Here is a 19,434-nt window from a genome sequence, read left to right as displayed (position 1 = left end):
AATTAATATTAAAAAGAAAAATTAAACACAAGTAGAATAAATATAAACACTTAAAAATCACTGTTTAAATAGTCAAACACTACTTGATGAAAATTAAACACTAATTAAAATGATGCTAAATAATCAAACACTAAATAATATTTATGTTTGAAAACGTTAATTATAGGTGGTTTTAGTGTTTTGGCACGAGTCTTGCTAATATAAAGAGTATAAAAACAAAAGGATTTAAAAATACGGAGGTAATAAAATGAGTGAGTTAGAACAGGTAATAATGAATATAATAATAAACTCAGGAGATGCTAAGGGATATTCCTATGAAGCTCTAAACGCAGTAAATGAAGGAAACTATGAAGAGGCAGATCAATTAATAGAAAAAGCAAACGAAGCACTAGAAGTAGCTCATAATTCTCAAACAGATTTATTACAAAAAGAAGCAGCAGGAGAAAAAACAGAAGTGTCGGTACTGTTTGTACATGCACAAGATCATTTAATGACAACAATAACAGAAAAGAATCTTATAGAACAAATTATGGAACTAAGAAAAATAGTTAATAAACTAGTTAAATAGTTAAGTATAGATATTTAAGGAGGAAAAAAAGATGATAAAGATAAGATTATTTTGTGCGGCAGGAATGTCAACAAGTGTATTAGTAGCAAAAATGCAAGAGGCAGCTAAAGCTAAGGGAGTAGAAGCTGATATAGAAGCTTTCCCAGAATCAACTATGGGTAAGAAATTAGAAGAAGGAATAGATGTAGCTTTACTTGGACCACAAGTTAGATATAAATTACCAGCAGCTAAAAAGCTTTGTTCTGCAAAAGGAGTTCCAGTAGATGTAATCAACTCAGTTGATTATGGAATGATGAAAGGTGATAAAGTTTTAGATTTTGCTTTAAAATTATTAGGAAAATAATCAATAAGGTATTAAGTTCTGCTATAAATATTAGAACTATTTATAGCAGAAAATATATAAATAAAAAACTAGGAGGACTTATTTTATGTCAGAAACACGTAGTGAAAAGTTGATAAACATAGTAATGAAGTTTGTTGAACTTAAAGGAATAGTAGCACTAAAGGATGGAATCATTTACACGTTACCAATGTCATTAATTGGGTCAATATTTTTATTACTTGCTCAAATTCCATATCAACCATTTAATGATTGGATGGCAGGAATATTTGGAGCAGGATGGACAGAACCATTATTCCAAGTTTATAACTCAACAATGTCAATTATGGCTGTGGTAGCTGTAATCGGTATAGCATACATGTATGCTAAGAATGAAGGGCATGAACCTTTAGGAGCAGGAATTATAGCATTTGCAGTATTTTTAATAACATTAGATCAATTCACAACATCTACAACAGGAGAAGTTGTATCAGGAGTTATACCTAGAACATGGTTAGGTGGACAAGGTATGGTAGCTTCAATAATCATAGGATTACTAGTTGGAGCAATTTATTCTTGGTTCTTAACTAAAAAAATTACTATAAAGATGCCAGCTGGAGTACCACAAGGGGTATCTAACCAATTCTCAGCACTTATACCTGGACTTGTTATAATAACAGGAACAATGTTTATATTTATGTTCTTCAAATATGCATTAGGAACAACAATGATAGACTTTATATTTAAAGTATTACAAACACCATTACAAGGATTTACAGATTCATTAATCGGATTAATAATAACAACAGCACTAGTACCATTCTTCTGGTGGTTTGGTGTTCATGGAAATAATATAGTTAACGGTGTTATGCAAGGTATGCAAATAGCAAACAGACTTGAAAACCAAGCAATTTTAGATGCAGGTAAAAAGCTTACACTAGAAAATGGTGGACATATAGTTACAGACCAATTTATGGCTAGCTTTGTAACAGTTGGAGGATCTGGATTAACAATAGGTCTTGCAATATTAATGGTATGGTTCTCTAAATCTGACCAAAACAAAGCATTAGGTGGATTATCTATAGGACCTGGAATATTCAACATAAATGAACCAATAATATTTGGTTTCCCAATGGTTATGAACCCATTAATGTTCTTACCATTCGTATTAGCACCAACAATTTCAGCAGTAGTAGCATATTTTGCTATGAGAGTAGGATTAGTTCCACTATTTACAGGTGTAACTGTTCCTTGGACTACACCACCAGTAATCGGAGGATTAATAATGGGTGGATGGAGAATGGCTTTACTTCAAGTAGTATGTATAACTATATCTGTATTAGTATACTTCCCATTCTTCAAGAAAGTAGATGCTATGAATCTTAAGAGTGAGCAAGAAGCTCAAGCTTAATATAAAATTTAATAAAAATAACAATAAAGACTTTATCTAAAGTCTTTATTGTTATTTAAGGAAATATATTTGATTTTCAGAAATAGATAATTTATGGAGTTAAGGTTGTGGTATATTTTTAGTGTATGAATCAGATTTACTAAGGAGAGTAGTATTAGATGAATAAAAAAATTAATAGGATTATCATGGTGGCTATAGCTATGATTATAACTGCCATAGGGGCAAGCTTAGGGATAAAAATAGCAATAGGGGTAGGTGCATGGGATGCATTAAGTCAAAGTATATCAATGGTATTAGGAATAAAAGTAGGAACTTTTTCTATGATTCTTAATATTAGTTGTGTTTTAGTGCAAATTTTTCTTTTAAAAGATGGATTTAGATTTAATCACCTGGCTCAGATAGGTGTTTCAATATTATTAGGAACTGTTGTTAATTTTATGATATACAAAGTTTTATCAGAAATTATAATTGATAATTATTTTATAAGTATGAGTTTGTTTATTTTATCTGTAGTAATGTGTGCTTTAGGTATAGCTATGATTACTGCAATTAATCTTATTAGTTTTCCACTAGAATCATGTTGTATGGTTTTAGCAAAAAAGATTAATAAAAACTTTGGTTCGATAAGACAAGGTGTAGATATAATAGCAATTATAATATCTTTAATAATTACATTTATCTTCAAAAATTCTATGACGGTAAGAGAAGGTACTATAATAGCAATGTTGATTTTTGGACCTATGTTAGATCTTTTTGTGAAGCTTATGAGTCCAAGCTTGAGAAAATTATCTTTAATTATAGAATAGTGTTTAGTTTCATACTATTCTCTTTGTTATTAAACTATACTGATTTTCAAAATTAGAAAATTAATTGACAAATTAGTTTAAGAATTTTATAATTAGTTAGAAGTCTAACAATTTGAGGTAAAGTATTGAATAAAGAAATCTACATAGGGAAGAAGATTAATATCTTATCACATGGAATTCATAGGAAAATAGCTAAAGAAGCATCTAAATATGGTTTGACTGGGGTTCAAGCAAGGATACTTGGATTCTTGAATCGTGAAACAAAAGTAAGATCAATATTTCAAAAGGATATAGAAGAAGAGTTAGATACTAGACGATCTTCTGTAACTAGCGTTCTTCAACTTATGGAGAAGAATGGGTATATAGAAAGAGTAAGTGTATGTGAGGATGCAAGGCTTAAGAAGATAATCCTTACAGATAAAGGAACTGAAATTCAAGGCAAGGTTTATAGTTATATACTTGAATTTGAAAAATCATTAAAAGATGAATTGAGTAATGAAGAATTAGAAATACTAACTGAATTAATAGATAGATTAATGAAAAAAATTGCTGATTAGGCAATTTTTTTTAAGTGATTAGTTAGAAGTCTAACAAAGATGAGGAGGTAGGTTATGGTAAAAAAAATAGCAAGTTATATTGGAGAGTTTAAAAAAGATACAATTATGACTCCAATATATATAGGGTTAGAAGTGGCAATGGAGGTTATGATTCCATTCCTTATGGCATGGATAATCGATAATGGGGTAGGGAAAGGTGATGTGAAGTATGTAACAATGGTAGGGATTGGAATGCTTGTAGCATCATTTTTATCACTTACATTTGGAATTATTGCTGGTAAAACTGGAGCCAGTGCGTCATCTGGTTTTGCAAGAAACTTAAGAAAAGGAATGTTTTATAATATACAGGACTTTTCTTTCTCAAATATAGATAAATACTCAACAGCAGGGCTTATAACTAGATTAACTACTGATGTTACAAATGTTCAAAATGCATTTCAAATGATAATAAGAATGTTTGCAAGAGCTCCTCTTATGTTGGTATCGGCTATGCTCATGTGTTTTTATATTAATTGGAAACTAGCACTTATATTTTTAGGAGCGATAGTTTTTCTATCTATAGTGTTGTATGCTATCATCATGAAAGCACATCCAAACTTCGTAAAAGTATTTAAAAGATATGATGATTTAAATGCTAGTGTTCAAGAAAATTTAACAGGCATTCGTGCTGTTAAGGCGTATGTAAGAGAAGATCATGAAATAGATAAGTTCTATAAAGAATCAAAAACTCTTTATGATTACTTTATGAGAGCAGAAAAATTGGTTATTCTTAATGGACCTATTATGCAGTTTACCGTTTATACTTGTATATTACTTTTGTCTTGGCTTGGAGCTAAAATGATAGTTTCAAACACTATGACAACAGGTGAATTAATGAGTTTATTCACCTATACTGCAAATATAATGATGAGCCTTATGATGATGTCTTTTGTATTTGTTATGGTTATTATAGCTAGGCCATCTGCTGAAAGAATTGTAGAAGTTTTAGATGAAAAAAGTGATTTAACTAATGGAGAGAATCCAATATATGAAGTTAAAGATGGATCTATAGAATTTAAAAATGCTAGTTTTTATTATAAAACTAATAAAAATAACTTAGTACTAGACAATATAAGTTTAAAGATAGATTCAGGGGAAACAATAGGAATTATAGGTGGAACAGGAAGTTCTAAATCTAGTTTAGTTCAACTTATACCAAGGCTATATGATGTTACAGATGGTTCAGTAGAAGTTGGTGGAGTTGATGTTAGAAAATATGATATAGAAACACTTAGAAACGAAGTATCCATGGTGCTTCAAAAAAATGTACTGTTTTCAGGAACCATAAAGGAAAACTTAAGATGGGGAAATAAAAACGCAACAGATGAAGAAATAATAGAGGCATGTAAACAGGCTCAAGCATCTGAGTTTATAGAAAGTTTTACAGATAAATATGATACTTTCATAGAGCAGGGTGGAACTAATGTATCTGGTGGGCAAAGACAGAGACTTTGTATAGCAAGAGCATTACTTAAAAAACCTAAAATATTAATTTTAGATGATTCAACTAGTGCAGTTGATACTAAAACAGATGCTCTTATAAGAAAAGCCTTTATAGAAACAATACCTAATACAACAAAGATCATTATTGCACAACGTATTTCTTCAGTTCAAGATGCTGACAAGATTATAGTATTAAATGATGGGCTTATAGATGGATTTGGAACTCATGAAGAATTATTAGAAAGTAATAATATATACAAAGAGGTTTATGAATCACAAGTTAAAGGAGCTGATAAAGATGAATAAAGACAAGAATTTTAAAGGTAATGTAAGCTCTTTAAAAACATTAAAAAGATTAATAAACTATGTAGTTAAAGAATATAAGTTTCTTTTTTTCATTGTTACTATAGCTATAATAATAAGTTCTATAGCTAATGTTATAGGTACAATGTTCCTTAGAAGCTTAATTGATGATTATATAGCCCCTCTTATGAATAAATCAAATATAGATTTTGCACCACTACTTAAAGTAGTATTAACTATGGCTGTTATTTATTATGTAGGAGTTTTGTGTACTTATATATACAACCGTATAATGATTGTAATTTCTCAAGGCTCTTTAAAGAGAATAAGAGATGATATGTTTTCACATATGGAAAAGCTACCTATAAGTTTTTTTGACAGAAACTCTCATGGAGATTTAATGAGTTTATATACTAATGATACAGATACTTTAAGGCAGATGATAAGTCAAGGGATTCCACAGCTTCTAGCAGCTATAATAACAGCTGTAAGCATATTTTTTTCTATGATATTTTTAAGTATCCCGCTTACGATTGTTCAGATAATAGCTATAGCTACTATGTCATATGTTACTAAGTTAATTGGTGGGAAAAGTAGAAAGTACTTTGGATTTCAACAAAAAGATTTAGGTAAAGTAAATGGTTATATAGAAGAAATGATGGAAGGGCAAAAGGTAGTAAAGGTATTTGGTTATGAGCAAGAAGCGAAGGCTAACTTTGACAAAATAAATGATGCTTTACGTGATAGTGCTAATAATGCAAATAAGTTTGCAAATATACTAATGCCTATAATAGGTAATATTGGGTATATAACTTACGTTGTAATGGCTATCTTAGGAGCAACTTTAGCAATAAACTCTTTTGCAGGCTTTACCATTGGAGGACTTGCAGCTTTCCTTCAACTAACAAGAGCATTTAGTCAAACAACAGGACAGATGTCACAACAGTTTAACTTTGTAGTTATGGCTTTAGCAGGAGCTGAACGTATATTTGATTTTATAGATGAAAAACACGAAGAAGATGAGGGATATGTAACACTGGTTAATGTTAATGAAGATGAGCAAGGAACATTAACTGAAACTAATAAGCGAACTGGTATATGGGCATGGAAACATCCTCATGAAGATGGATCTGTTACCTATACTAAGCTTTTAGGAGAAGTAGTATTTGATGACGTTGATTTTGGGTATACAGATGAGAAATTAATATTAAAAAATATAAATCTTTATGCAAAACCTGGTCAAAAAATAGCCTTTGTTGGAGCTACAGGTGCTGGTAAAACCACCATAACCAATTTAATCAATAGATTCTATGATATTCAGGATGGAAAAATAAGATACGATCATATAAACATCAACAAGATAAAAAAGGATGACTTAAGAAGATCCCTTGGTATGGTACTTCAAGATCCTCATTTATTTACAGGAACTATTGCGGATAATATTAGATATGGTAAATTAGATGCTACAAATGATGAAGTAATAGCGGCGGCAAAACTTGCAAATGCAGATACTTTCATAAGACATTTACCACAATGTTATGATACCTTTATTACTGGTGATGGAGGAAGTTTATCTCAAGGACAGAGACAACTACTAACAATAGCAAGAGCTGCTATAGCAGATCCACCAGTATTAATACTAGATGAAGCTACTTCAAGTATCGATACAAGAACAGAGAAAATCGTACAAGAAGGAATGGATAAACTTATGAAAGGTAGAACTGTATTTGTAATTGCACACAGACTTTCTACAGTTAAGAATTCAGATGTTATTATGGTTTTAGACCAAGGAAAGATAATTGAAAGAGGAAGTCATGATGACTTAATTAATCAAAAGGGAAGATATTATCAGCTTTATACAGGAGCTTTTGAACTTTCTTAAAGGTATATAATAACTATAAAAATAGCTGATATTAGGAGCTTAAAGTTCTTAGTATCAGCTATTTTCATTATGAAAATTAAATTATTTTATAATGACTATAAAGCCTAAACACTCAAGAATAATATCCAAACACTAAGGAAAAAGTCACAAACACTACATTGATTTATTAAATAGGAAGTTGATTAATGGCTATTTTAGTGTTTTGGTATGATATTTGCTGGATTATATTAACAGATGTAAGTAAAATCTGAATTTACGGTCAAAGGGGGAAGGATAATGATATTTGAGAAAACAAGTGATATTCCAATTAGTATTAACAGCTATGGAGTAACTAAAACTCAATACTACTTCAATAAAGAATTGAAACTAATCTTCATATTAAAGGGGAAGATTAATGTCACAACAAACAGCAATTTATATAATCTTTCAGAAGGAGCTGTATTTTTAATCAATAATGAAAGCTTATGTTTACTAGAGCCTTTAGAAGAAAACGTTATTATTACATTAAATATAGATAGTAACTACTTTAACAATTATTATAAAGATTTTTCTGAAATTAGATTTTACTTAAATACTAAAGAAGATAAGAGTTTTTGGAGAATGCTTTTAAAAATAATAGAATCATTTATAAAAAAGGAAAAGTCTTATGCTTTAGAGATCAAAAAGAGGGTTTTAGATTTGATTTTAGTATTTACAACTAAATATATAGATGAAAAGGAATATATAAAATCAAATTCCTCGATAGAAGATAAAAGAATAGAAAAGCTGATTAATTTTATTAATATCCACTATAAAGAAAAGTTAACTTTAAATGACTTGGCTGAGGAAGTGAACTTAAACCCTCAATATCTATCTAGATATTTTTCTAAACATATGGGGTTAACTTTAAATGATTTTATTTCTAATGTGAGGTTAAAAGAATCTTTAAAGGATCTAAAAAACGAAAAAAATAAGATAACCTATGTTGCTTTAGAAAATGGCTTTCCTAATCTTAAATCCTATTTTAAGGTATTTAAAGAAAAATACAATACCACGCCGTCAATTTATAGAAAAAATATCCACAATACTAATCCAATTAAAATTAATAATCCCAAAAGTAATATTAATTTAGAAGATATAGAAATTATAGATTTAATTAAAAAATACTGCTCAAATGAGGATAAGGAAAATATAGTTAATGAAAAATATATTATTAATTGTGAGAAGACTATAGGGGATATAAAAGATTCATGGAATAAAATCATTTGCTTTGGAAGAGCTTCAGAGGGGTTAAGAGCTGAATGGAGGCAGCAGCTTAGAGCTATCCAAGAAGAAATAGCATTTAAATATATAAGATTTCATGGAATCTTTAGTGATGACATGATGATATATAATGAGAATTCCAATGGAGAAGTAGAACTCAATTTCAGTTATATAGATGAACTTATAGATTTCTTATTAGAAGTTAAGTTAAAACCATTTATTGAATTAAGTTATATGCCTGAAAGCCTTGCTAGTGAAAAAAAGTATATGTTTAATTGGAAAGCAAATATAAGTTACCCAAAAAGCTTAGATAAGTGGGAGAGTCTTGTTAGAAATTTTACAAAACATTTAATAAATAGATATGGAATTGATGAGGTTACTTCTTGGTATTTTGAAATTTGGGATAACTTTACCATTGAAAAGAGTGTGAGCAAAAAAACATTGGAGTTTTTTAAGAGAACTTATTCAGCTGTAAAAAAGGTTAATTCAAAGTTAAAAGTTGGAGGAATAAATAATTTCATCGAGATTTTGATAAACACAGATATTCTAAAAATGTATAATGCTTTTTTTCTTAAAGAAAATATAGAACTTGATTTTATATCGCTAAAGATTTATTCAATTAAACCTAAAAACAATACTGATTTAGTTACCATTTTTAAGAATTCTGGAATAGATTCGGATGGGAAATTAATTCTCCAAGACTCCGCTAATGAATGTGTATATGCTGAAGAAATGTATATAAGTGAAAACCTAGATAAACTTATGAAAATATTAGATAACTTCCCAGCTTTGAAAAAACAAATATTTATTACTGAGTGGAATCTTAACGCCGACCCTAGAGATTTAGTTCATGATACTTGTTTTAAAGCTTCTTATTTAGTTAAAAACGTTGTTGAAAATTTTAATAAAGTTGATGGAATGGGATATTGGACATTTACTGATATTTTTGAGGAAGTAAAAACTAGTTATGATACTTTTCATGGAGGGCTTGGGTTTGTTACTAGCAACGGACTTAAAAAACCTATATATAATTCTTATAAACTATTAAATAAACTTGGATCTCAAATAATAGAAAAAGGCGAGGACTTTATAGTAACTAAGAATTCTAAAGGGGTTATTCAAATACTAGCCTATAACTACTGTCATTTTAAAAATGAAGATATTAAATACAACGAAAAGGAAGTTTTAAGTGATAGGTATAGTATATTTAAAGAAAAAATAAGAAATATAAAAATCACCTTATTAGGTGTTAATGGAAATATAACTAAAAAGATATATAGAATAAATCAAGAAAATGGTTCTGTTTATGATGAGTGGATTAAAATAGGATGGCAAAAAAATATATATCAAGAAGAACTTGATTATCTTAAACAGAAATCAATATATGGATATAAAAGAGAATATGTTTTTTGTGAAAACGATTTAGAAATCGATGAAAATATGCAACCTCACGAGGTTATGCTAATAGAGGTAGTTAGGGAATAAAAAAATTATATACCCTTTTTTGACTTGGTTAGAAAAGGTGAAAAAGAAGTAACAGAAAGGAATGTAGTAAAAGAGGATTAAAAAAATAAATAAACATACGTTTATTGGAAAGAAATTCTATTGTCTGAAAGATATAATTTTAATAGATTGAGGTAAAGTAGGTGCTATGAATTTAATGAGATTAGAAGATGGAAATAAGAGCAAAAAGAGGAAATGGACAAGATTAGCATTACTTATTATTAGTCTCTCTGCCTTAATATATTCAGCAGTTTCCCTATTAGCTATTTTTAATGAATATAAAAAAGGTGAGAAGGAATATGAAAGTCTTCAGAAATATGTTAATAGAGACTCTAAGATTTCAGAAAGTGAGGATAAAGAAGTTTTATCAGTAGATTTTGGGAGTTTGAAAAAGCTTAATGAAGATATTGTTGGATGGATTTCTTTTAAGGACACAGAAGTTAATTATCCAATTGTTAAAGGAGCAGACAATAGTTATTACTTGAATCATACTTTTAATAAAACAGAAAATGATTCAGGAAGTATTTTTATGGATTTTGAAAACGATTCAAGTTTTAAAGATAAAAATACAATCCTATATGGTCATAACATGAAAAATGGTTCGATGTTTAGCATTTTAAACAAATATATGGATAAAGATTTCTACGAAAGTACTCCATATTTTTGGCTATATACAGAAAATGAAGTTTTTAAATGTGAGATATTTTCTGCCTATAAAACAAGTGCCCATAATGGTAAAAGTTATATTAAAAAGTTCTCTACAGACCAAGAATATGAAGATTTCTTAAAGGAAATAAAGAACAATTCTTTATATGATACTGGAATAAATGTAGGAAAGGATGACATAGTTTTGACCTTGTCTACATGCACAAATAATGATAAAGACAGCCGCTTTGTAGTAAACAGTAAAATGGTAAAACAATAATTTCTATTAATTAAGTGAAACTTTATAACCATTAATATATAGGTTTTAAGTTTAAAAGGTTCTATATAAGGAACTTTTAAAATGGGAGGGGGATAAAAATGATTAAAAGATTCCGCAAATACGGAAAAAGCTTTATGGCACTTATGTTATCAACATCTATGATACTTTCTTCTGGAGTAACAGTATTGGCAGCTGATGGAAAGTCAACTTCTTACAGTACTATTAGTGAAGTTCATGATTGGGGTATTGCAATCCCAAGAGTAGTAGTGGACTTAGGCAAGACAGTTAATAAAAATTCAATATCAAAGGATACATTTAAAGTACACGTAAAGAGAACTGAAAAAGGTAAAGATACGGTTTTATCAGAAGGGGATCGTAACATCACTAAGATTTACGTATCCGACAAGGATGGTAATGCTCAAGAAAGTGGAAATTATGTAGTTATTGAAATGGAAATAGGACCAACTTTAGATATTGCATCACCAATTCAGTTCAGTATGAAAACTTTCTTGAATGAGTGGATCGATTCTCACTATACAATCACTCAAGTACAAGATATAACTACTCCTACAGAAACAATTTCTGGATTAGTTATTGATACTTTTTCAGGAGATACAAAAAAGCTTGTTGATGATTTTACTGTAGGAAGTGGAACTTATGATAATATAAATTTAAAATATGCAAGCTATGCACCTGAAACAACTGGGGAAAAGAAACCTTTAATTATATGGTTACATGGTATGGGTGAAGGTGGAACAGATGGACTTCTTCCAATATCAGCAAACAAAGCTGCTAACTTTGCATCAGAAGATATACAATCATATTTTGATGGAGCTTATGTATTAGCACCTCAAACACCAACAATGTGGATGCAAGGACCAAACGGTGAATTTGGAGGCAAAGATTCTAAATATACAAAAGCCTTAATGGGATTAATAGAAGACTATGTTTCTAAAAATAGTAATATAGATAAAAATAGAATTTACATCGGAGGAGATTCCAATGGTGGATATATGACTATGGTTATGGCTAGAGAGTATACAGATTATTTTGCTGCTGCATTTCCAACATGTGAAGCATTAGCTGACTCTTTAATCACAGATTCAGATATTCAAAAGATGAAGGATCTTCCAATGTGGTTTATTGCATCTAAAGATGATACTACAGTTGATGTAAATAGCTATGTAATTCCAACACATAAGAGATTAAAAGATGCCGGAGCTAAAAACCTTCATTTATCATTATATGATAGTGTAGTTGACCAAACAGGTTTATATAAAAATCCAGATGGTACACCATATAAATATAATGGACATTGGTCATGGATATATGTTTATAATAATGATCCAAAAGAAGTTATAAATGGAAAAGAGACAACCATTATGGAATGGTTAGCATCTCAAAACAAATCTGATTTTACTACCTATAATACTATTACAGAAATCGAAGATTGGGGTCCAGCAACTACAAAAGTCGTAATTGATTTAGGACAAGCAGTTAAAGAAGGTTCTGTTAATACTGATAGTTTTTCAGCATTTGTTTCTAGAAGTGACAAAAGATTAGCTACACCATTAATACAAGAAGGTTATAGAAAGATAACAAAAGCTTATGTTTCTGATGCAAAAGGTAATGCAGCAACAACAGGAAACTACGCAACTTTAGAAATGGAAATAGGACCAAGTATAACATTAGGTTCACCATTTAACTATGTTCCAGCGTCAGGCGGTAATGCATGGATTGACACTAAATATACAATTACTCAAGAAAAGAATATTGTATCTGATAGCACTACAATATCACGTCTTGTAGCTAATGAACTTAAAGATCAAATAAAAGTAGGAGTAGATGATTTTGATCTTTCAAAAGCAACTTATGACAATGTAACTTTATCTTATGCAAGTTATGCTCCAGCAAAAGATAATGGTAAAAATCCATTAGTTATTTGGCTTCATGGTGGTGGAGAAGGTGGTTCTGATGCAACTGTACCTATATCAGGAAATAAAGCAGTAAACTTCTCCTCAAAAGAAATACAAGATTATTTTGGAGGGGCATATGTTTTAACACCTCAAGCACCAACTAGATGGATGCAAACTGAGTCTGGAAAACTAGATGGAACTTCAATTTATACAAAAGCCCTTATGTCATTAATAAAAGATTACGTTTCTAAAAATGATGACATAGATGCTAATAAAATATATATTGGAGGATGCTCTAATGGTGGATATATAACTATGGTTATGATTCGTGATTATCCAGGATATTTTGCTGCTGCATTCCCAGTATGCGAAGGATTAAATGATAGTTTAATATCTGATTCTGACTTAGAAAAAATGAAAGAAACTCCAATATGGTTTGTTGCGGCAGCAACAGATACAGTATTGCCACCAGCAATAAACACTGTACCGACTTATGAAAGATTAATAAAAGCTGGCGCAAAAAATGTTTATCTATCACTATTTGATAAAGTAGTAGATACAACAGGATTGTATAAAAATGCAGATGGTACTCCATATGAATACAATGGACATTGGTCATGGATATATGTATTTAATAATGAAGTAAGTCAAGTAATAAATGGAAAAGAAACAAGTATTATGGAATGGATGGCTGCTCAAAGTTTAAAACAAAATGAAACTCCAGGTGAAGAAAAACCAACAGAAGAGCAACCAACCAAAAATCCTACTAACACAGATGTAAAAACAGCACCTAAAACTGGTGATACAGCACCAATAGCTCCACTATTAGTAATAATGACATTATCTATAGCTGGAATATATATTTCTGTAAGAAAAAAATCAGCTTAAAAAACTTCCACCTAAAATTTAATTTTAGGTGGATTTTTTTACTGGAAGGGTTAGTGAATTTACAAAATATGTTATTATTATAGGTGATGATAATTTTAATTTATAATAGGGAGAAATTATGTGGCAAGAAATATTTATATTTGTAAGCAATTTAGTTATTCCAATAATGATGTTGTTCTTTGGAATAACATTTAAAAATCAGGGACCTAAAAAAATAAACGGATTTTATGGTTATAGAACCTCAATGTCAATGAAAAACAAGGAAACTTGGAATTTTGCGCATAGATATTGTGGGAAGTTATGGACAAAATTAGGGCTTATAACATTATTTTTATCAATAATTATTAGCTTTATTATCTTAAATTTTAATGAGAAAATTCAAGGTATTGTTGTTGCAATAGTAGTAACTGTTCAAACTATTCTTTTGATTACATCTATTTTCCCTGTTGAGAAGGAATTAAAAAAGAACTTTGATAAGGATGGAAATAGAAGAATTAAGTAATTAATACTTTAGGAGTGTTTTGTTTATGAATATAAAAGTCCCAATTAAAGGGACTTTTTTTAATCAAAAAAACAAATAACTATGATTTAAATAGTTGATTTAATAGCATTATATATACTTTTGATAACAATATTATAAAGTGTTTAGCCATAGCTTTAAAATGGGGCAAAACAATATAACGTTTTCATTTATAATGATATACTAATATTGGTATAAGATTTAATCTAAATTTCTCTATAAAATAAGGAACTTAATTTAAGTCTTATAATTAAATCATGAAAATTATGGAGGAGTAATTAATGTCTAAAGTTATAAAAACTATGGATGGAAATGAGGCTGCAGCTTACGTGTCCTATGCATTTACAGAAGTAGCTGCTATCTATCCAATTACCCCATCATCACCTATGGCTGAACATATAGATGAGTGGTCAGCAAAGGGTAAAAAGAATATTTTTGGACAAAGAGTAAGATTGGTAGAGATGCAATCAGAGGCAGGAGCTGTAGGAGCAGTTCATGGTTCATTAGAAGCAGGTGCTTTAACAACCTCATATACAGCTTCACAGGGATTGCTTTTGATGCTTCCTACTATGTATAGAATAGCAGGTCAATTAAAGCCCGCAGTACTGCATGTAACATCTCGAACAGTTGGGACACATGCTCTCTCAATTTTTGGTGATCATTCAGATGTTATGGCATGTAGACAAACAGGATTTGGAATGTTATCCACCTCAAGTGTACAAGAAGTTATGGATTTATCAGGAGTAGCACATCTTAGTGCAATAAAAGGACGTGTTCCTTTTTTACACTTTTTTGATGGATTTAGAACATCTCATGAAATTCAAAAAATAGAATGTTTAGAATATGATGATTTAGCTAAGCTTGTAGATAAAAATGCACTTAAAGAATTTAGGAAAAATTCTTTAAATCCTGAAAGGCCTGTACAGCGTAGTACAGTGCAAAATCCAGATATATTCTTTCAAGCACGTGAAGCAAGTAATAAATTCTATAATGAGATTCCGACTATTGTAGAAAATTATATGAATGAAATAAACAAGATTACAGGAAGGAATTATAGGTTATTTAACTACTATGGAGCACCTGATGCAGAGCGTATAATAATAGCTATGGGGTCAGTATGTGGACCAATAGAAGAAACTATAGATTACTTAAATAGTAAAGGTGAAAAAGTTGGACTTGTTCAGGTACATCTTTATAGACCATTTTCTGTTACACATTTCCTAAAAGTGGTTCCAGAAACTGTTAAAGCAATAGCGGTTTTAGATAGAACAAAAGAACCAGGTGCAGTGGCTGAACCTCTATATGAAGATGTTTGTGCAAGCTATATAAATAATGATAAAAGACCGAAGTTATATGCTGGACGTTACGGTCTTTCCTCAAAGGATACAACACCAGCACAAATTGTTTCTGTTTTTGAAAATCTTAAAAAAGAAACTCCTAAAAATAACTTTACAATCGGAATAGTTGATGACGTAACAAATCTTTCTTTAGAAATAGGCGAAGAATTAGATGTAGTACCTAAAGGAACTATAAGTTGTAAGTTCTGGGGACTGGGCTCTGATGGGACGGTAGGTGCAAATAAAAATTCAATAAAAATAATAGGTGACTATACCGATATGTATGCTCAAGCATATTTTTCATACGATTCTAAAAAGTCTGGTGGAGTAACTCAATCTCATCTTCGTTTTGGAAAAGAACCTATACGCTCTAGTTATCTTGTGAAAAAAGCAGACTTTGTTGCATGTCATAAAGCATCCTATATAGATAATTATGATATAGTTTCAGACTTAAAAGATGGGAAGACATTTTTATTAAATTGCAGATGGAATAAGGAAGAGCTAGAGGAACGTCTACCAAAAGCAATGAAAAAGTATATCTATGATCATAATATTAAGTTTTATACAATAGATGCAACAGGTATAGCTAAAGAAATAGGTCTTGGAAATAGAATAAATACTGTGCTTCAAGCTGCTTTCTTTAAACTTGCAAATATAATACCTATAGAAGATGCAGTAGCACATATGAAAAAAATGATATATAAAAGCTATAGTAAAAAGGGTGATAAGATTCTTAATATGAATTATGCCGCTGTTGATAAAGGGGTAGAGGGATTAGTAGAAATTAAAATACCATCCTCTTGGGGGAATGCTATAAAAGAAGAAAAAGCTGAAACCACAGGACTACCAGACTATATAAAAAATATCCTTATACCAATAAATGCGCAAGAAGGAGATAAGTTACCTGTAAGTATATTTTCAGGAAGGGAAGATGGCACAGTTCCTCTTGGTACATCAGCTTATGAAAAGAGAGGAATAGCAGTTGATGTTCCTGTTTGGAATATAGATAATTGTATACAATGTAATCAATGTTCCTTTGTTTGTCCACATGCATCCATAAGACCATTCCTAGCGAATGAAGAAGAAACAAAAAGTGCACCAGAAGGTTTTAAACTTAAAAAAGCTGTTGGAAAAGGTTTTGAGAATCTTAACTATAGAATACAAGTTGATGTATTAGATTGTACAGGTTGTGGAGTTTGCGCAGAAACTTGTCCAGCTAAAGGAAAAGCTCTTAAGATGGAGCCAGCTGAAACTCAGAAGCAAGAAATGGATAACTGGTATTATGGACTATCACTTTCTAAAAAAGAGAATCCTTCTAATATTAATACAGTTAAAGGAAGTCAGTTTGAGAAGCCGCTGCTTGAATTCTCAGGGGCATGCGCAGGATGTGGAGAAACTCCTTATGCAAAAGTAATAACACAATTATATGGAGATAGAATGTATCTTGCTAGTGCAACAGGTTGTCTACAAGCTTGGGGGGCAGCAGCTCCATGTGTACCATATACAACCAATAGTGATGGACATGGACCGGCTTGGTCAAACTCACTATTTGAAAATAATGCAGAATTCAGTCTTGGAATGTGTTTAGCAGTTAAACAACAGCGAGAGAATTTGAAATCAAAGCTTGAAAAGATTTTTGATTTTACTGAAGATAATCTAGTAAAAAAAGCAATAAAGGAATGGATCGACAACTATAATAACGGAAAAACCTCAAAGCTCTTAAGCGGAAAGCTTATATCATCTTTAGAGAATTTAAAAATAGATGGGGAATTAAAAGAATTGGTGGATGAAGTCCTTAATAATAGGGAACATTTAGTTAAAAAATCTATGTGGATGTATGGCGGAGATGGCTGGGCATATGATATAGGTTTTGGTGGACTTGACCATGTTTTATCTTCTGGAGAAGATGTTAATGTAATTGTACTTGATACAGAGGTTTACTCAAACACAGGAGGACAATCATCTAAAGCAACTCCTTTAGGTGCAGTTGCTCAATTTGCAGCCTCAGGTAAAAGGATTCAGAAAAAGGATTTAGGAATGATTGCAATGAGTTATGGACATGTGTATGTAGCTCAAGTTGCAATGGGAGCAAATCAAAGTCAATTTTTAAAAGCAGTTGAGGAAGCAGAAAACTATCCAGGCCCAGCACTTATAATAGCTTATGCTCCATGTATAAGTCATGGACTAAAAGGCGGAATGAGCACTTCTCAGCTAGAACAAAAACGTGCAGTTGAAGCAGGATATTGGCACTTATACAGACACAATCCAGTGCTTAAAGATAAAGGAGAAAATCCATTTGTTTTAGATTCAAAAGAACCTAAAGGAAACTTTAAAGAGTTTTTATTAGGAGAAGCACGTTATTCCTCACTTCAAAGAACTTTCCCAGAAGCAGCGGAAGAACTATTTGAAACGGCAGAGAAATATGCAAGAGAAAAATATGAGAAATATAAAAAACTTGCAGCACAATAAAAACATTTATAAGGTAGCATATAAGAACACTTATATTTGATTATTGATATCTAAAGGTATTGAAAAAGTCCCAGTTAGCAACATTATTAAGTTTCTTAACTTAATGATGTTGCTTCACTGGGGCTAATTTTAGTTAGATGGTGACAGTGAGAAATATATATGATTTTAATTATAATAATAGTATATGGGTAAGAATAATAATTTGTTATAATAAAAAATAGTACTTTTAATTAAATATACAAATAATAAATTTATAGTAATTATATTATTTAATAGTTAGACAAGGAGTAGAGATTTTTATGAAGACAATAGGATTAATAGGCGGAATGAGTTGGGAAAGCACTGTAACATATTATCAAATAATAAATGAGGTTGTAAAAAAACAGCTTGGAGGACTACATTCAGCTAAAGTTGTCCTATATAGTGTAGATTTTCAAGAGATTGAAGAGTGCCAATCCAATGGAGATTGGGATAAAAGTGCTGAAATATTAGGTGGATCCGCAAAGAAACTTGAACAAGCTGGAGCAGATTTCATTGTTATTTGTACAAACACAATGCACAAGGTAGCACCTAATATACAAAAAGAGATACAAATTCCTATTATACATATTGCTGAAGCTACTGCTGAAAAGCTTATAGAAAATAATATATATAAGGTTGCGTTACTTGGTACTAAATATACTATGACACAGGATTTTTATAAAGATAAGTTGATAGAAAAGGGAATAGAAGTTTTAATTCCAAATGATAGCGATGTTGAAATAGTAAATAATATAATTTATGATGAACTATGCTTGGGAATTATATCGGAAAAATCTAAATCAGAATATATTAGAATCATAGATAAGTTAAAAGAAGATGGAGCTCAAGGTGTCATACTTGGATGTACAGAAATTGGTTTACTTATTGGACAAGAAGACACGCTATTGCCTGTATTTGATACGACACAAATCCATGCAACTAAAGCTGCAATGCTTGCGATAGAATATTAAAATTTAAAATCGTCTGTGAAAGAAGGGTTCAGCAAAATGCTGAACCCTAAATTTTTAGGATAACTGAACATCAAAATCACGAGAATTCTTCTCCGTTAATTTCGCTGCATAAAAAGATACTAAGGATCCGTTTTTACTAGTAAAAACATTGAGCTCTAGTATCGATTTAACTAATTCAGTTACCTCGTCATTGCTTAGATCACTTCTAACATCTGCAATAGTTATATTAGACTTATCGCCACTTTCAGTGACAAAAGTCAAACTTAAGGAGTACTGCATATTTTTCACCTCCTTCCTTTATAATAAAATTCATG

The 19,434-nt window shown here is 30.5% G+C and carries 14 protein-coding genes; 13 read left to right on the top strand and 1 reads right to left on the bottom strand.

The features are described from left to right. Nucleotides 1-247 precede the first annotated feature (247 nt). The 13 genes from L1S49_RS05110 (at nt 248) to L1S49_RS05050 (ending at nt 19,120) form a co-directional block, all read left to right on the top strand. Entirely contained in the window at nt 248-568 is a 321-nt protein-coding gene (locus tag L1S49_RS05110) for a PTS lactose/cellobiose transporter subunit IIA (protein ID WP_021804147.1), read from the top strand. A gap of 31 nt (nt 569-599) precedes the next feature. Next, nucleotides 600-911: a PTS sugar transporter subunit IIB gene (locus L1S49_RS05105; protein ID WP_073022325.1), complete on the top strand. Its 312-nt coding sequence runs from the start codon at nt 600-602 to the stop codon at nt 909-911. Between the two features lie 85 nt (nt 912-996). Continuing rightward, nucleotides 997-2,298 (top strand): PTS sugar transporter subunit IIC, encoded by a 1,302-nt coding sequence (locus tag L1S49_RS05100; RefSeq protein WP_238902834.1) that lies wholly within the window; start codon nt 997-999, stop codon nt 2,296-2,298. A gap of 158 nt (nt 2,299-2,456) precedes the next feature. Next, nucleotides 2,457-3,104, top strand: coding sequence for a hypothetical protein (locus tag L1S49_RS05095; protein ID WP_238902833.1), 648 nt, complete (start codon nt 2,457-2,459; stop codon nt 3,102-3,104). A 125-nt stretch (nt 3,105-3,229) separates the two neighbouring features. Then, nucleotides 3,230-3,661, top strand: coding sequence for a MarR family transcriptional regulator (locus tag L1S49_RS05090; protein WP_238902832.1), 432 nt, complete (start codon nt 3,230-3,232; stop codon nt 3,659-3,661). A 54-nt stretch (nt 3,662-3,715) separates the two neighbouring features. Further along, a complete protein-coding gene (locus L1S49_RS05085; RefSeq protein ID WP_238902831.1) occupies nt 3,716-5,449 on the top strand; it encodes an ABC transporter ATP-binding protein in 1,734 nt (577 codons plus the stop codon). Next, on the top strand, nt 5,442-7,328 hold the full coding sequence (locus L1S49_RS05080; RefSeq protein ID WP_238902830.1) for an ABC transporter ATP-binding protein: 1,887 nt from the start codon (nt 5,442-5,444) through the stop codon (nt 7,326-7,328). The genes L1S49_RS05085 and L1S49_RS05080 overlap by 8 nt, the downstream gene beginning before the upstream one ends. A 276-nt stretch (nt 7,329-7,604) precedes the next feature. Then, nucleotides 7,605-10,055 (top strand): helix-turn-helix domain-containing protein, encoded by a 2,451-nt coding sequence (locus L1S49_RS05075; RefSeq protein WP_238902829.1) that lies wholly within the window; start codon nt 7,605-7,607, stop codon nt 10,053-10,055. A 166-nt stretch (nt 10,056-10,221) separates the two neighbouring features. Further along, on the top strand, nt 10,222-10,998 hold the full coding sequence (gene srtB / locus L1S49_RS05070) for a class B sortase (RefSeq protein ID WP_238902828.1): 777 nt from the start codon (nt 10,222-10,224) through the stop codon (nt 10,996-10,998). A 98-nt stretch (nt 10,999-11,096) separates the two neighbouring features. After that, entirely contained in the window at nt 11,097-13,802 is a 2,706-nt protein-coding gene (locus tag L1S49_RS05065; RefSeq protein WP_238902827.1) for a prolyl oligopeptidase family serine peptidase, read from the top strand. A gap of 118 nt (nt 13,803-13,920) precedes the next feature. Then, nucleotides 13,921-14,304: an SdpI family protein gene (locus tag L1S49_RS05060; RefSeq protein ID WP_238902826.1), complete on the top strand. Its 384-nt coding sequence runs from the start codon at nt 13,921-13,923 to the stop codon at nt 14,302-14,304. A 299-nt stretch (nt 14,305-14,603) separates the two neighbouring features. After that, complete coding sequence (nifJ, locus tag L1S49_RS05055; protein WP_238902825.1) at nt 14,604-18,128, top strand: pyruvate:ferredoxin (flavodoxin) oxidoreductase; 3,525 nt, start codon at nt 14,604-14,606, stop codon at nt 18,126-18,128. Nucleotides 18,129-18,427: 299 nt separating this feature from the next. Continuing rightward, nucleotides 18,428-19,120 (top strand): aspartate/glutamate racemase family protein, encoded by a 693-nt coding sequence (locus L1S49_RS05050; RefSeq protein WP_238902824.1) that lies wholly within the window; start codon nt 18,428-18,430, stop codon nt 19,118-19,120. A 54-nt stretch (nt 19,121-19,174) separates the two neighbouring features. On the opposite strand, the gene L1S49_RS05045 is transcribed toward L1S49_RS05050, so the two are convergent. Then, on the bottom strand, nt 19,175-19,399 hold the full coding sequence (locus L1S49_RS05045) for a DUF2922 domain-containing protein (protein ID WP_238902823.1): 225 nt from the start codon (nt 19,397-19,399) through the stop codon (nt 19,175-19,177). Between the last annotated feature and the right edge of the window lie 35 nt (nt 19,400-19,434).

It is taken from the genome of Clostridium sp. YIM B02506 (genome assembly GCF_022324845.1).
GTDB lineage: Bacteria > Bacillota > Clostridia > Clostridiales > Clostridiaceae > Clostridium_T > Clostridium_T intestinale.
Note: the sequence above shows the minus strand (reverse complement) of the source record. Positions and strands in the feature narration are given on the sequence as shown.